At 76.0% G+C, this 12,413-nt stretch carries 14 protein-coding genes; 9 read left to right on the top strand and 5 right to left on the bottom strand.

Annotated features, from left to right (window positions below):
• Nucleotide 1 precedes the first annotated feature (1 nt).
• From paaC to paaE, 3 genes are read left to right on the top strand one after another with little or no spacing between them, the layout of a single operon-like run.
• Nucleotides 2-883: a 1,2-phenylacetyl-CoA epoxidase subunit PaaC gene (gene paaC, locus ABWK59_RS26655; RefSeq protein WP_354643164.1), complete on the top strand. Its 882-nt coding sequence runs from the start codon at nucleotides 2-4 to the stop codon at nucleotides 881-883.
• Nucleotides 877-1,365: a 1,2-phenylacetyl-CoA epoxidase subunit PaaD gene (paaD, locus tag ABWK59_RS26660; RefSeq protein WP_354643165.1), complete on the top strand. Its 489-nt coding sequence runs from the start codon at nucleotides 877-879 to the stop codon at nucleotides 1,363-1,365. Before paaC ends, paaD begins: the two co-directional genes overlap by 7 nt.
• A complete protein-coding gene (gene paaE / locus ABWK59_RS26665; protein ID WP_354643166.1) occupies nucleotides 1,365-2,429 on the top strand; it encodes a 1,2-phenylacetyl-CoA epoxidase subunit PaaE in 1,065 nt (354 codons plus the stop codon). Before paaD ends, paaE begins: the two co-directional genes overlap by 1 nt.
• Before the next feature lie 39 nt (nucleotides 2,430-2,468).
• Here paaE and ABWK59_RS26670 read toward each other — a convergent pair whose 3' ends face one another.
• Nucleotides 2,469-3,551: an FAD-dependent oxidoreductase gene (locus tag ABWK59_RS26670; protein WP_354643167.1), complete on the bottom strand. Its 1,083-nt coding sequence runs from the start codon at nucleotides 3,549-3,551 to the stop codon at nucleotides 2,469-2,471.
• Nucleotides 3,552-3,705: 154 nt separating this feature from the next.
• On the opposite strand from ABWK59_RS26670, the gene ABWK59_RS26675 reads away from it, so the two are divergent.
• Nucleotides 3,706-4,329: a class I SAM-dependent methyltransferase gene (locus ABWK59_RS26675; RefSeq protein WP_354643168.1), complete on the top strand. Its 624-nt coding sequence runs from the start codon at nucleotides 3,706-3,708 to the stop codon at nucleotides 4,327-4,329.
• 90 nt (nucleotides 4,330-4,419) lie between these two features.
• Here ABWK59_RS26675 and ABWK59_RS26680 read toward each other — a convergent pair whose 3' ends face one another.
• Nucleotides 4,420-4,791, bottom strand: coding sequence for a YbjQ family protein (locus tag ABWK59_RS26680; RefSeq protein WP_354643169.1), 372 nt, complete (start codon nucleotides 4,789-4,791; stop codon nucleotides 4,420-4,422).
• 163 nt (nucleotides 4,792-4,954) lie between these two features.
• Here ABWK59_RS26680 and ABWK59_RS26685 point away from each other — a divergent pair, with 163 nt between their 5' ends.
• The 3 genes from ABWK59_RS26685 (at nucleotide 4,955) to ABWK59_RS26695 (ending at nucleotide 7,161) form a co-directional block, all read left to right on the top strand.
• On the top strand, nucleotides 4,955-5,263 hold the full coding sequence (locus ABWK59_RS26685) for a hypothetical protein (RefSeq protein WP_354643170.1): 309 nt from the start codon (nucleotides 4,955-4,957) through the stop codon (nucleotides 5,261-5,263).
• Between the two features lie 196 nt (nucleotides 5,264-5,459).
• Entirely contained in the window at nucleotides 5,460-6,380 is a 921-nt protein-coding gene (locus ABWK59_RS26690) for a hypothetical protein (protein ID WP_354643171.1), read from the top strand.
• Between the two features lie 70 nt (nucleotides 6,381-6,450).
• Nucleotides 6,451-7,161 (top strand): aminoacyl-tRNA hydrolase, encoded by a 711-nt coding sequence (locus ABWK59_RS26695; protein WP_354643172.1) that lies wholly within the window; start codon nucleotides 6,451-6,453, stop codon nucleotides 7,159-7,161.
• A 282-nt stretch (nucleotides 7,162-7,443) separates the two neighbouring features.
• On the opposite strand, the gene ABWK59_RS26700 is transcribed toward ABWK59_RS26695, so the two are convergent.
• The 3 genes from ABWK59_RS26700 to ABWK59_RS26710 all read right to left on the bottom strand — a co-directional run bounded on the left by ABWK59_RS26700 (nucleotide 7,444) and on the right by ABWK59_RS26710 (nucleotide 10,388).
• The gene (locus tag ABWK59_RS26700) at nucleotides 7,444-8,391 is read right to left on the bottom strand and encodes a DMT family transporter (RefSeq protein WP_354643173.1); all 948 of its coding nucleotides are present in this window, start codon (nucleotides 8,389-8,391) and stop codon (nucleotides 7,444-7,446) included.
• Between the two features lie 237 nt (nucleotides 8,392-8,628).
• Nucleotides 8,629-9,483 carry a hypothetical protein gene (locus ABWK59_RS26705; protein ID WP_354643174.1) on the bottom strand — a complete coding sequence of 285 codons (855 nt, stop codon included), beginning with the start codon at nucleotides 9,481-9,483 and terminating at the stop codon, nucleotides 8,629-8,631.
• A complete protein-coding gene (locus ABWK59_RS26710) occupies nucleotides 9,480-10,388 on the bottom strand; it encodes an ABC transporter ATP-binding protein (RefSeq protein ID WP_354643175.1) in 909 nt (302 codons plus the stop codon). Before ABWK59_RS26710 ends, ABWK59_RS26705 begins: the two co-directional genes overlap by 4 nt.
• A 132-nt stretch (nucleotides 10,389-10,520) precedes the next feature.
• On the opposite strand from ABWK59_RS26710, the gene ABWK59_RS26715 reads away from it, so the two are divergent.
• Both ABWK59_RS26715 and ABWK59_RS26720 read left to right on the top strand, forming a co-directional pair.
• Nucleotides 10,521-11,729, top strand: a complete 1,209-nt coding sequence (locus tag ABWK59_RS26715; RefSeq protein WP_354643176.1) for a sensor histidine kinase — start codon at nucleotides 10,521-10,523, stop codon at nucleotides 11,727-11,729.
• Complete coding sequence (locus ABWK59_RS26720) at nucleotides 11,726-12,376, top strand: response regulator transcription factor (RefSeq protein WP_354643177.1); 651 nt, start codon at nucleotides 11,726-11,728, stop codon at nucleotides 12,374-12,376. Before ABWK59_RS26715 ends, ABWK59_RS26720 begins: the two co-directional genes overlap by 4 nt.
• Nucleotides 12,377-12,413 lie beyond the last annotated feature (37 nt).

A 12,413-nucleotide genomic window follows, 5' to 3' on the forward strand; every position in this document is an offset into this window, starting at 1 on the left:
CATGACCGACGATCACGTCTACCTGACCCTCTCCGAGGCGAGCCCCGAGCCCGAGGGCGAGGCCCGCTGGGCGTACGGCACCGGCTTCGCCGACCCGCTGCTCGGCGTGGACACCGCGCTGCCGCCGGGTGTCGACGGCGCGGACCTGTCGGCCTACTGCCAGATGCTCGGCGACGACGCGCTGGTGCTGTCCCAGCGGCTGATCGAGTGGTGCACCCGGGCACCGGAGCTGGAGGAGGAGGTCGCGCTGGCCAACCTCGGCCTGGACCTGCTCGGCCAGGCCCGCCACCTGCTCACCCGGGCCGGGCAGGCCGACGGCAGCGGCCGCACCGAGGACGACCTGGCGTACTGGCGCGAGGCGCAGGAGTTCCGCAACGTGCGGCTGGTGGAGACGCCGAACGGCGACTTCGCGTACACGATCGCCCGGCTGCTGCTGTTCGCCACCGCCCGCGAGGCGCTCTACCTCGAGCTGGCCGGCCACGCCGACCCGGTGCTCGCCGCAGTGGCCGCGCGCGGCGCCAAGGAGCTGGCCTACCACCGCGAGTACGCCGCCTCCTGGACGGTCCGGCTCGGCGACGGCACGGAGCTCTCGCACGCGCGGATGCAGGCCGGGCTGGACGCGGTCTGGCCGCTGCTGGACGAGCTGTTCACCCCGCACGAGGTCGAGCTGCGGCTCGGCGTCGACCCCTCCGGGCTGCGCGAGCGGGTGCTCGCCGCGCTGGGCGAGGTCGTCACCGAGGCCACCCTGACCGTGCCCGCGGCCGCGCCGCTGGCCCGGATCAACGGCCGGGCCGGCCGGGACGGCGTCCACACCGAGGCCCTCGGCCTGCTGCTCGCCGAGCTGCAGGTGCTGGCCCGGGCCCACCCCGGGGCGACGTGGTGACCACCGCGACCAGCGCCTGGGAGGTGGCGGCGGCGGTACCGGACCCGGAGCTGCCGATGGTCACCCTGGCCGACCTCGGCGTGCTCGCCGGCGTCGAGCAGGACGGCGACCGGGTCACGGCCTGGATCACCCCGACCTACTCGGGCTGCCCGGCGGTCGCCGAGATGGCCTCCGACGTGGACGCCCGGCTGCGGGCCGCCGGCTTCACCGAGGTCGCGGTCCGGCTGCGGCTGGACCCGCCCTGGTCCACCGACCGGATCAGCGAGGACGGCCGGCGCAAGCTCGCCGAGGCCGGCATCGCGCCGCCGCACCCCGGTGGCTCCGGCCTGCTGCGGCTGGGCCCCACCCGCCGCAGCGTCGCCTGCCCGCAGTGCGGCTCCACCGACACCGAGGAGCTCTCCCGCTTCGGCTCCACCGCCTGCAAGGCGCTGTGGCGCTGCCGGGCCTGCCGCGAGCCCTTCGACCGCATCAAGGAGATCTGATGGCCGTCCGCCGACCGACGTTCCACGAGCTGCGCATCGCGGCCCTCCAGCCGCTGTGCGAGGACGCGGTCGCGGTCACCTTCGAGGTGCCGGACGGCCTCGCCGAGGCGTACGACTTCCGGCCCGGCCAGACCCTGACCCTGCGGCGGATCGTGGACGGCGCCGACGAGCGCCGCTCGTACTCGCTGTGCTCCCCGGTTGGCGGGCCGCTGCGGATCGCGGTGCGGGAGGTGCCCGGCGGGCTGTTCTCGCGCTGGCTGGTCCGGGAGGCGCGGGTCGGCGAGATGGTCGAGGTCCTGCCCCCGGCCGGCCTGTTCAGCCCCGAGCTGGGCGTTCCCGCCGAGCACGTCCTGCTGGCCGCCGGCAGCGGCATCACCCCGATGCTGTCCATCGCCGGCTCGGTGCTCGACGGCCACCCCGACGCCCGGGTCACCCTGCTGTACGGCAACCGGCGCAGCGACACCGTGATGTTCGCCGACGAGCTGGCCGACCTGAAGGACCGCCACCTCGGCCGCTTCCAGCTGCTGCACGTGCTCTCCCGGGAGACCCGGGACGCCGAGCTGCTCAGCGGCCGGCTCGACCCGGAGCGGGTCAAGGCGCTGATCGCGGCCCTGGTCGACGTCGAGCACGTGGACCACTGGTGGCTGTGCGGCCCGTACGGCATGGTGTCCGGGGCCAAGGCGCTGCTGGAGGACCTCGGCGTGCCGGGGGACCGGGTGCACCAGGAGCTGTTCCACGCCGAGGACGAGCCGGTGTCGGAGCGGGTGGAGGAGGTGGCCGACGGCGAGCTGAGCGAGGTCACCGTGGTCCTCGACGGCCGCTCCAGCACCCTCTCGCTGCCGCGCGACCGGTCCGTCCTGGACGGCGCCCAGCGGGCCCGCCCCGACCTGCCGTTCGCCTGCAAGGGCGGGGTCTGCGGCACCTGCCGCGCCCTGGTCTGCGACGGCGAGGTGGAGATGCGCCGCAACTTCGCCCTGGAGGAGAAGGAGGTCGCGGCCGGGTACGTGCTCACCTGCCAGGCCCGTCCGGTCTCCGACCGGGTCACGGTTGACTTCGACCGCTGACCGCCGCCCCTTCTCGGCCGCCCGGCCCGCCCGGCCCGCTCAGGCCGGGGTCAGGGCGGCCGGGGCGCCGAGCAGCCCGACGATCTCGTTGACGGCGGCCCGGCCGGCCCGGTTGGCACCGATGGTGGAGGCCGAGGGCCCGTACCCGACCAGGTGGACGCGCGGGTCGGCGGCCGCCCGGGTGCCCTCCATCCGGATGCCGCCGCCGGGGCCGCGCAGGCCGAGCGGCGCCAGGTGGGTGGTCTCGGAGCGGAAGCCGGTGGCCCAGACGATCGCGTCCACCGCCAGCTCCCGGTCGCCCCAGGCCACGCCGTGCTCGGTCAGCCGGTCGAACATCGGCTGCCGGTCCAGCACGCCCAGCTCCTCGGCCCGCCGGTAGGCCACGCTCGGACCGAGCCCGGTCACGCTGACCACGCTGCGCACCGGCAGCCCCTGCCGGACCCGCTCCTCCACCCGGGCCACCACCGCCCGTCCGTACTCGGCGGTGAACGGGCCCTCGTGGAACACCGGCGGCGTCCGGGTCACCCAGACCGTCTCGGCCACCGCGCCCAGTTCGGAGAGCACCTGGATCGCCGAGGCCCCGCCGCCCACCACGACCACCCGCTGTCCGGCGAACTCCTCGGGCCCGCGGTAGTCGGCGTAGTGCAGCTGCCGTCCGGCGAAGTGTCCGGGGTAGTGCGGCAGGAACGGCCGGGTCCACGTCCCGGTGGCGTTGATCAGCGCCCGGGTGGTCCAGTCGCCACGGTCGGTCTCCACCGTCAGCCGGCCGTCCGGCCGCGGGCGCACCGCCCGGACCCGCACCGGTCGGACCACCGGCAGCGCGTGCCGCGCCTCGTACGCGGCGAAGTAGCCGGGCACCACCTCACGGGCCGGGGCGTCCGGGTCCGCCGGCGGCAGCTCGGAGTCCGGCAGGTCGTGGAAGCCGTGCACGGTGGCCATCCGCAGCGAGGGCGAGCGGTGCGCCCACGCCCCGCCGGGGGCGTCGTCGGCGTCCAGCACCACGAACCCCCGGTACGGCGCGAAGCCGCGGCGGCGCAGGTGGTACGCGGCCGACAGGCCGGCCTGGCCGGCACCGATCACCAGGACGTCGACCTCGCGGTTGGTTGCGCTGTAAACAGTCACGGCCGTGAAACATCGGTCCGGCTGTCGCTGTTCCCGCCGCGCCGCACGCGCCACGTCCCCCTGCCGTTCCCGCCGCTGTTCCCGCCGCGCCCGGCCGGGCCGCCCGCGCACCGGCGCGTACGCTCGGGACGAGCGCGCCCACGGGAGGAGCACCATGGACAGCCATGCCTGGGACGACCGCTACCGCACCGCCGACCTGGTCTGGGGCAGCGGCCCCAACCGCTGGGTGGCCGGCGAGTGCGCCGACCTGCCGCCGGGCCGCGCCCTCGACCTGGCCGCCGGCGAGGGCCGCAACGGCATCTGGCTGGCCGAACGCGGCTGGCGGGTCACCGCGGTGGACTTCTCCCGGGTGGCCCTCGACCGCGGCCGCACCCTCGCCGCCGCCCTCCCCGCACCCGTGTCCGACCGGCTGACCTGGATCGAGGCCGACCTGCGCACCGCCGTCCCCGCCGAGGAGGGCGCGTACGACCTGGTCCTGGTGGCCTACCTGCACCTCCCCGCCGACCAGCGGCGCGCGGTCCTCACCGCCGCGGCCCGGGCCCTCGCCCCCGGCGGCACCCTGCTGGTGGTCGGGCACGACACCACCAACCTCACCGAGGGCACCGGCGGCCCCCAGGACCCCGCCGTCCTCTTCACCCCCGAGGACCTGCTCGCCGACCTCGCGGACCACGGCCTGACCACCGTCGCCGCCGAACGCCGCCACCGCACCGCCGGCCCCTCCGGCGACCCGGACCGCGAGGCCGTCGACGCCCTCGTCCGCCTCCACCGGCCGGAGTGACCCGCACACCCGGGGGCGCGGACGACCCGACCGTGCCCACATCGGCCGCCATCGTCACGTCGAACCGCACCACCCGCGGGGCGTCCCGCGTCAGTCCACCGGCGCGATCACCGCGGCGGTGCCGTACGCGCACACCTCCGTCCCCACGTCGGCCGCCTCCGTGACGTCGAACCGCATCATCAGGACCGCGTTCCCGCCGCGTGCCTTGGTGTGCTCGACCAGCCGTTCCATCGCCTGATTGCGGCTCTCGACCAGCGTCTTGGTGAGGCCCCGGAGTTCACCGCCCATCAGCGACTTCAGCCCGGCACCGATCTGGGACCCGAGGTGCCGGCTGCGCACCGTCAGCCCGAACACCTCGCCGATGACCCGCTCCACCCGGTGCCCGGGCACGTCGTTGGTCGTCACCACCAGCACACTGTCGGACGGGCGCTGCCCGCCGCCGTACTCGTCGATGTTGGTCATGCCTCCACCCTTGCCCGGCAGCCCCCGCGCGGCAAGGAGGCGGCGCCGGGAGCCGGTACGGTGACGGCCTTTCGGGCGGGCCGGCGGCCCGGCGGGCTGACCGGCAGTCACCGACCGGCGCCCACCGGTTGCGGCCGCGGTCCGGCGCCGTTCTGATAAGCCCGTGAACCCCCTCGACGACCCGCCCGGCGCCGACGGCCCGGCCCGCGAGCCCAACCTGTGGACCCTCCCCGCCCTGGCCATCGGCGTGACCCTGCTCGCGGTCGGGGTGTTCTGGCGCTGGACCTTCTGGGCCCAGGCCCTCCCGGTCTCCCTGCTCGGCCTGGCCTTCGCCCAGGCCGGCGCCCGCAACGCCCGCCGGATCGGCTCCGGACACCGGGCCGCCCGCACCGCGGTCCTGCTCTGCTCCGCCGCCGGCGCCGCCGGGCTGATCGCCGTGGCCGTCCTCCTCGCCGGCCGCCCCCTCGGCTGACCGCCGCCCGTCCTCCGGCCGCGCCACGGGCCGGACCCGGGACGGCTCGCGGCAGGCTCCGGGGAGCGCCCGGAGCCGCCCGCGCCCCCGGCCCGGGCCCGCCGCGCCCGCCACCGCCCCGGGGCGGATCCGGCGCTCCCGTGGAGAAGCCGTACGCACTGGTGATCCGGGCCGCCGGTGGCCGTACGCTTGCGCCATGGGCGAGCGAAGCGATCATCCGCAGGGGCCGGGCGCGACCGAGAACTCCGGGGCGCAGGAGATCGAGGCGACCGTGGTGCTCGGCATCCGGATCACCGACTGGCCGGCGCTGCGCGCCGCCGCACGCGCCGCGGTGGAGGACCTGGACTTCGCCGGCCTCGACCCGGCCGGCCAGCGCGCGGACCTGCTCCGCGAGGTCTCCGACGACCCCAACGCCGCTCTCGGCGCGCTGCTCCACCCCGACCGCCTGATCGCCGCCATCCCCGGCATCGAGGCGCTCGGCGGCACCCTGGAGATCAGCGTCACCGACGACTTCGCCCCCGACTTCGCCGAGCTGTTCCCGCTCGACGGCGAGGACGGCGACGCCGGCGACTGGACCCTCACCCCGCGCACCGCCTGCCTCCTCCACACCCAGCTGATCGGCCTCGCCGACGCCGCCTACGACGACCTGGACGAGCACGGCGAGGAGCCGGTCACCGACGAGGACGAGGCCGACTGGACGGTCTACTCCCGCCTACCGCGCCGCACCTGGCCGATGCACCGCGGCTGGCGCCGGGCCTTCGCCCGGGCCTTCGACGACCTCGCCGACGACCTCGCCCTCGGCGAATGGCCGCTGCCGCGCTGCCTCGCCGAGGAGGTCGCCCTGCGGACGGCCCTCGCCGACGCCCGCTCCCTGCTCGGCTCCCAGCCCGAGTCGGTGGCCGACATGATGGGCGACCTGCCCGCCGACCTCTACGACTACGACTGGGACGGCTGCTCCGACGAGCTGTTCGGCGTGTACGGCCCGGACGAGGGCGACCCCGACGTGGACACCGCCACCCGGACCGACCAACTCCTCACCGCCACCCACCCGGAGGGCTGGTTCCTCGCCTACGACGACGCGGAGGAGCGGGACCCGCTGCGGGGCTTCCGCAGATAGCCCGCAGGGGCGGGGCGGCCTCCGCCGAGGCAGGTCCCGGCCGCCGGCGGGCGACTGGCATGCTGGTGGGGTGAGTTCACCGTTCGCTGACCCGAGTACCCCCGCCGAGCCGATCGACCGCGACGCCAGGGAGCAGTACGTCCTGCCGCTGGTGGTCCGGCTGGAGCGGGCCGCCCCGCCCGCCCGTACGGACGCCCTGGAGACCTCCGCGCGGGCGGTGCTGACCCTGCTGAACGACCCCCGGGTGACCGCCGCCGACGGCGCGTGGGCCGAGCGGGTCGCCGCCTGGGAGGACGCCCGGATCCGCAAGGTGGTCCGCCGGGCCCGCGGCGGCGAGTGGCGCAAGGCCGGCGAGCTGCCGGGCATCACCGTCACCGGCGGCTCGGCGGAGGTCCGGGTGTTCCCGCCCGTCCCGCTGGACGGCTGGCCGAAGGAACTCGCCAAGCTCCAGGTCTCCGGCACCGAACTGGACGACCCGGCCGCGCCCGGCGCCCCCGCCGGCGGGATCCCGGTGCTCTGGCTCAACCCCGAGCTGGAGATGAGCGCCGGCAAGACCATGGCGCAGACCGGCCACGCCGCCCAGCTCGCCTGGTGGCGGCTGGACGACACCCAGCGCAAGGACTGGGCCGAGGCCGGCTTCCCGCTGGCCGTCCGGACCGCCGACCCGGCCGCCTGGGCGGACCTGACCGCCGGCGGGCTGCCGCTGGTCCGCGACGCCGGGTTCACCGAGATCGCGCCGGGCAGCTGCACGGTGGTCGCGGACCACCCGGCCCTGCGGTAGCGCATCCGCGCACGCTGCCCCGGGCTCACGGCTGGCGACAACAGGGGCGCGTGGGGGCACCTCCCAGCCGCCAAGGCTGGGGGAGAACTGCGCGAAATCGGGAGGAACGCGGCTTCAACCCGCCAACGGGGGCCGGGTGCAACGTGCTGTGCGCACCCGGCGAGCGGTCGGCGTCTTCCGTCTCGCGCAGTTCCCCGCGCCCCCTGGGGGGTTGCCCTGGTGCGTACGGGCCCCCCTTGGGTTGCCCCGGTGGACATGGCTCACCGCGCCACCGGGCGTCCGTCAGCCGGTGGCCCAGCCGGTCCTGGCGAGGCGGGCTTCGGCGAGGGCGAGGCCGGTGACGGAGGCGAGCAGGACGGTGGTGCCGGCCAGGGTGGCGGGGGTGAGCCGTTCGCCGAGCAGCAGGACGGCGATCACGGTGGCGCTGACCGGTTCGATCAGGGCGATCACCGACGCGGTGGTGGCCCGCACCACGGCCGCCCCCGCGAAGTAGAGGCCGTACGCCAGGGCGGTGGGCACGGCGGCCAGGTACACCAGCAGGCCGAGGGTCTGGCCGAGCCCGGCGGGCTGCGGCCGGATGCCCTCGGCGAGGGCCAGCGGCAGCAGGCAGACCGCGCACACGCCGAAGGACCAGAGCGTGGTGGTCAGCGGGCTCTCGCCGGAGCCGGAGCGGCCGAGCCACCGGGTGACCAGGGTCAGGCAGGCGTACCCGGCGGCCGACAGCAGCGCCCAGCCGACGCCGGAGGGCCGGACGGTACCGCTGCCGCCGTCGCCGAGGACCAGGACGGCCAGGCCGGCCAGCGCGCCGAGGACGGCGGTGGTCCCGGCGGCGCCGAGCCGTTCGCCCATGGCCGCCCGGGCGCCGAGGGCGACCATCACCGGGGCGGCGCCGAGGGTGACCACGGTGGCCACCGCCAGACCGGTGTCCCGGACGGCGAGGAAGTAGGCGGTCTGGAACAGGGTCAGGCCGAGGCCGTTGGCCAGGATCCGCGGCAGCCGTCGCCGCCAGGGCAGCACCGGGCGCGGGCCGCGGCGGCCGAGGGCCCGGACGGCGAGCAGCAGCAGGACACCGCCGGCGGAGCGCCAGAAGGTCAGGGCCATCGGGCCCAGCCCGCTGCGGGCGTACAGCAGCGCGGCGGCCGCGCCGGCGGTGCCCCAGGCGGTGGCGGAGACGAGGACGTAGAGCAGGGCCCGCCCGACGGGCAGGGCGGTGGTACGGGTGGCGGACATGCAGGTTCTCCCACGAGAGGACGGGTGGTCGGTCGCGTGATCCCGTGTGCGGGCAGCGACGACCGGCCCGGGGCGTCTCACGCCCGGAGCCCGGTCCTATCCGTGGCCTGCCGCCCGCCTCAGGCGGCGGGAGGTGGCAGTACTCCGCGATGCATGCGGCCCACCCTACCGGCCCGTTTCCGCCGAACCGGGTACGGCCCCGGGCGGGTGCCCGGGGCCGTACGGAGGGGCCGGGGGTCAGGCGTCGTGGCGGCGGAGCGAGCGCAGTCCGGCCCAGGTGGCCAGGGCGGCCCACAGCGCCATCACCAGCAGGCCGGTCCAGTGGCCGAAGTGGAAGCCGGCCTCGGGCTGGTACCGCAGGGCGTGCTGCCCGGCCCGGTCGGGCAGGAACTGCACCAGCTCGCGCACCCCCGGCACGGCGCTGAGCAGCGGCGTCCCCAGGAAGACGGTCGGGGTGATCAGGCCCATCGCGGCCGTCAGGTTGCGCAGCACCGCGGTGGCGCCCAGGCAGATGACGATCAGCAGCGGGTGGTACAGCACCCCGGCGACCATGGCGCGCAGCGCCTCGGGGGAGCCCAGGCCCAGGTTCTCCGTGTGCGCCGAGGCCAGGAACGAACCCGCCGTCGTCAGCACGCCGACCAGCAGGCCGACCCCGGCGCCCAGCGCCAGCTTCGCCGCGTACAGCCGGGCCCGGTCCGGCACCGCGGCGAGCGAGCCGCGGATCGTCCCGGAGGCGTACTCCTGGCCGAACAGCAGGATGCCGAAGCAGGCCAGCGCCACCTGGCCGAAGTTGAGGCCGTAGAAGATCCCGACGCTGGGGTCGTCGATGAGCGAGTGGTCCTCGGTGCCGTACGCGGCCTGGACGGCGGCGGTGCCGCCGACGCTCAGCGCGAGGGCGATCAGCGGGGTGGTCCACTGCGAGCGCAGGGTGGCGAACTTGGTCCACTCGGCGTGCAGGGCGCGGGCGGTGCGGGTGCGGGCGGTGAGACTGCGGACGGGAACGTGGGCGGCGGCGGTGGTCATGGCTCCGGTGCTCTCGGCTCGGGACGGGCGGGCGGTGGCCGGTTCGGCGGTCACGGTCCGGGCGGTCATGCGGCGGCCGCCCGGTAGTCCACGCTGTCGGCGGTCATCCGCATGAACGCCTCCTCCAGGGAGTCCTGGCAGACGGCGAGTTCGAGCAGCGCCACCCGCTGGGCCGCGGCCAGCGCGCCGAGCTGCTCCGGCCCGGTCCCGGCGACCTCCCAGGCGCCGTCGCCGACCGGCTCGGCGTCCAGCCCGGCGCCGCGCAGCAGCCCGGTGAGCTTGTCGGGGTCCACCGCGCGCACCCGGACCCGGCGCCGGCCGTGCCGCTCCAGGAACTCCGCGGTGCCCAGGTCGGCCAGCAGCCGGCCGCGGCCGATCACCACCAGATGGTCCGCGGTCAGCGCCATCTCGCCCATCAGGTGCGAGGAGACCAGCACCGCCCGGCCCTCGGCGGCCAGCGAACGCAGCAGGGTGCGGATCCAGCGGATGCCCTCCGGGTCCAGGCCGTTGACCGGCTCGTCCAGCAGCAGCACCGGCGGATCGCCGAGCAGCGCCGCGGCCACCCCGAGGCGCTGCCGCATCCCCAGCGAGAAGCCCCGGATCCGGCGACCGGCGGCCTCGGCGAGGCCGACCTGGGCCAGCACCTCCTCCACCCGGCGGTCACCGATCCCGTTCGCCCGGGCCACGCAGCGCAGGTGCCCGCGGGCGGTCCGGCCGCCGTGCACCGCCTGGGCGTCCAGCAGTGCGCCCACCTGCCGCAGCGGCTCGGCCAGCTCGGCGTACCGGCGGCCGTGCACCAGCGCCTCCCCGGAGGTCGGGCGGTCCAGGCCGAGGACCATCCGCATGGTGGTGGACTTCCCGGCGCCGTTCGGGCCGAGGAAGCCGGTCACCCGGCCCGGCTCCACCCGGAACGAGAGCTCGGACACGGCGACCCGGTCGCCGAACGACTTGCTGAGGGACCGGACTTCGATCACTGCTGCCTCCCCTGACTGGCTGACGTGACCAGTCAACCGGCGTGCCGCGACCGGCGGATCCCGCCGGGGAGGGGACCGGTCTCCCTCTCGGGAGGGAGCCGCCGCACGCCGCCGACCTGGCACGATGGCGAGGTGTCCGCGATCTTCGCCCCGCTGTTCCAGGCCGCCACCTACGCGCGGTGGTTCCACCTCCTGATCGGCATGGTCTTCGCCGCGGCGGTCCTGCTGGTCTACCCCGGGATCGAGGGCCAGTCGCTCACCCGGCTCCTGCTCTCCGCCGTCCTCGTGGACGCGGTGATCCTCGCGCTCGCCGCGCTGGTCCCCGCGATGCGCCGGGCCGAGGGCGTCCAGGCCCGGCTGCTGCTGATGCCCGCCCGCGAGGAGGACATCGGCGCTGCCCGGTCCACGAGTTGGGCCGACCGGCGGCGCACCGCCGGCTGGCTGATCGGCCGGGTCGCGCTCGGCACCGCCATGGGGTTCCTGACCGTGCACGGCCTGGCAAACGCCGTCGACCTCGCCGCCCGGCCGTTCCACCCGCTCGCCCCGGCCGCCGCCCCGCTCCTCCTGCTCGCCCTCGGCTGGACCGCCGTCCTCGCCGGCCGCATCCAACTCGCCATGGCGGTACGGCTGCTGGGCCCCTCCCCGGCCGAACGGCTGGCCGAGGCCGAACTCCGCGCCGAGCGGCTGCTCGAACGCAACCGGCTCGCCCGGGAGTTGCACGACTCCATCGGCCACGCCCTGACCGTCACCGTGCTCCAGGCCGGCGCCGCCCGCGAGGTCACCGACCAGGCCTTCCGCGACAAGGTCCTGGAGGTCATCGAGACCACCGGCCGCCGCGCCATGGAGGACCTCGAACGCACCCTCGTCCTGCTCCGCGACACCCCCGACGCCGTCGCCACCGAACAACCCGGACTCGACCAGGTCGGCGCCCTCTTCGAGACCGCCCGGGCCGCCGGCAGCTCGGTCGAGGCCCGGATCGCCGTCCGCGCCGACCAGGTGCCCGGCGTGCTGTCCCGCGAGGCCTACCGGATCGTCCAGGAGGGCATCACCAACGCCCTCAAGTACGCACCCGGGACGCCGATCCGGGTCCGCGCCGCGATCGAGGACGGCAGCCTGCGGCTCCGCTGCGCCACGGCGATCGGCGGGACGGGGACGGAGTCCGAGCCGCCCGGACGGGCAGCGCGGGCGGACGGATCCGGCGGGCGGCGCGGCGGCAAGGGGCTGCGCGGGATCCGCGAACGCGCCGTCCTGCTCGGCGGGGAGTCCCACGCCGGGCCGGACCCGGACGGCGGGGCGGACTGGGTGCTGGCGGTGCGACTGCCGCTACGGTTGGGGGAGTGATGATCAAGGTGCTGCTGGTCGACGACGAGGAACTGGTCCGGTTCGGGCTGCGGGCCGTCCTGGACGCCCAACCCGACATGGAGGTGGTCGGGGAGGCCGCGGACGGCGCCGAGGCACTCGGACTGGTGCGGTCGCTCAACCCGGACGTGGTCCTGATGGACGTCCGGATGCCCGACATGGACGGGCTCACCGCCACCCGCACCATCCTGCGGAACTGCGACCCGGCACCGAAGATCCTCGTGGTCACCACCTTCGAGAACGACGACTACGTGTACGAGGCGCTGCGCGCCGGGGCCGACGGATTCCTGCTGAAGCGGGCCCGGCCGGCGGAGATGGTGCACGCCGTACGGCTGGCCGCGGCGGGGGAGTCGCTGCTGTTCCCGGCCGCGATCCGGGGGCTCGCCGCCGGACGCGGCAGCTCCGCGGCGGCGGAGTCCATGGCACGGGCGGGGCTCACCGAGCGGGAGGCGGAGGTCCTGCGGCTGATGGCGCGGGGCTTCTCCAACACCGAGATCGCGGGGCAGCTGTACCTCGGCGTGCAGACCGTCAAGACACACGTGAGCAGCGTCCTCGCAAAGCTGGGCGCCCGCGACCGCACCCAGGCGGTCATCGCCGCCTACGAATCCGGCTTCGTCACCCCGACCTGACGGGCAACGGTCAGCCACTAAAGGGGCGGGTGGGGGC

The organism is Kitasatospora sp. HUAS MG31 (genome assembly GCF_040571325.1).
GTDB classification, from domain to species: Bacteria; Actinomycetota; Actinomycetes; order Streptomycetales; family Streptomycetaceae; genus Kitasatospora; species Kitasatospora camelliae.

Excerpts from the sequence above, each read along its gene's own strand:
- paaC (WP_354643164.1), top strand. The coding sequence starts at position 2 with ATGACCGACGATCACGTCTACCTGACCCTCTCCGAGGCGAGCCCCGAG.
- paaE (WP_354643166.1), top strand. The coding sequence starts at position 1,365 with ATGGCCGTCCGCCGACCGACGTTCCACGAGCTGCGCATCGCGGCCCTC.
- ABWK59_RS26675 (WP_354643168.1), top strand. The coding sequence starts at position 3,706 with ATGGACAGCCATGCCTGGGACGACCGCTACCGCACCGCCGACCTGGTC.
- ABWK59_RS26680 (WP_354643169.1), bottom strand. The coding sequence starts at position 4,791 with ATGACCAACATCGACGAGTACGGCGGCGGGCAGCGCCCGTCCGACAGT.
- ABWK59_RS26690 (WP_354643171.1), top strand. The coding sequence starts at position 5,460 with ATGGGCGAGCGAAGCGATCATCCGCAGGGGCCGGGCGCGACCGAGAAC.
- ABWK59_RS26700 (WP_354643173.1), bottom strand. The coding sequence starts at position 8,391 with ATGTCCGCCACCCGTACCACCGCCCTGCCCGTCGGGCGGGCCCTGCTC.
- ABWK59_RS26705 (WP_354643174.1), bottom strand. The coding sequence starts at position 9,483 with ATGACCGCCCGGACCGTGACCGCCGAACCGGCCACCGCCCGCCCGTCC.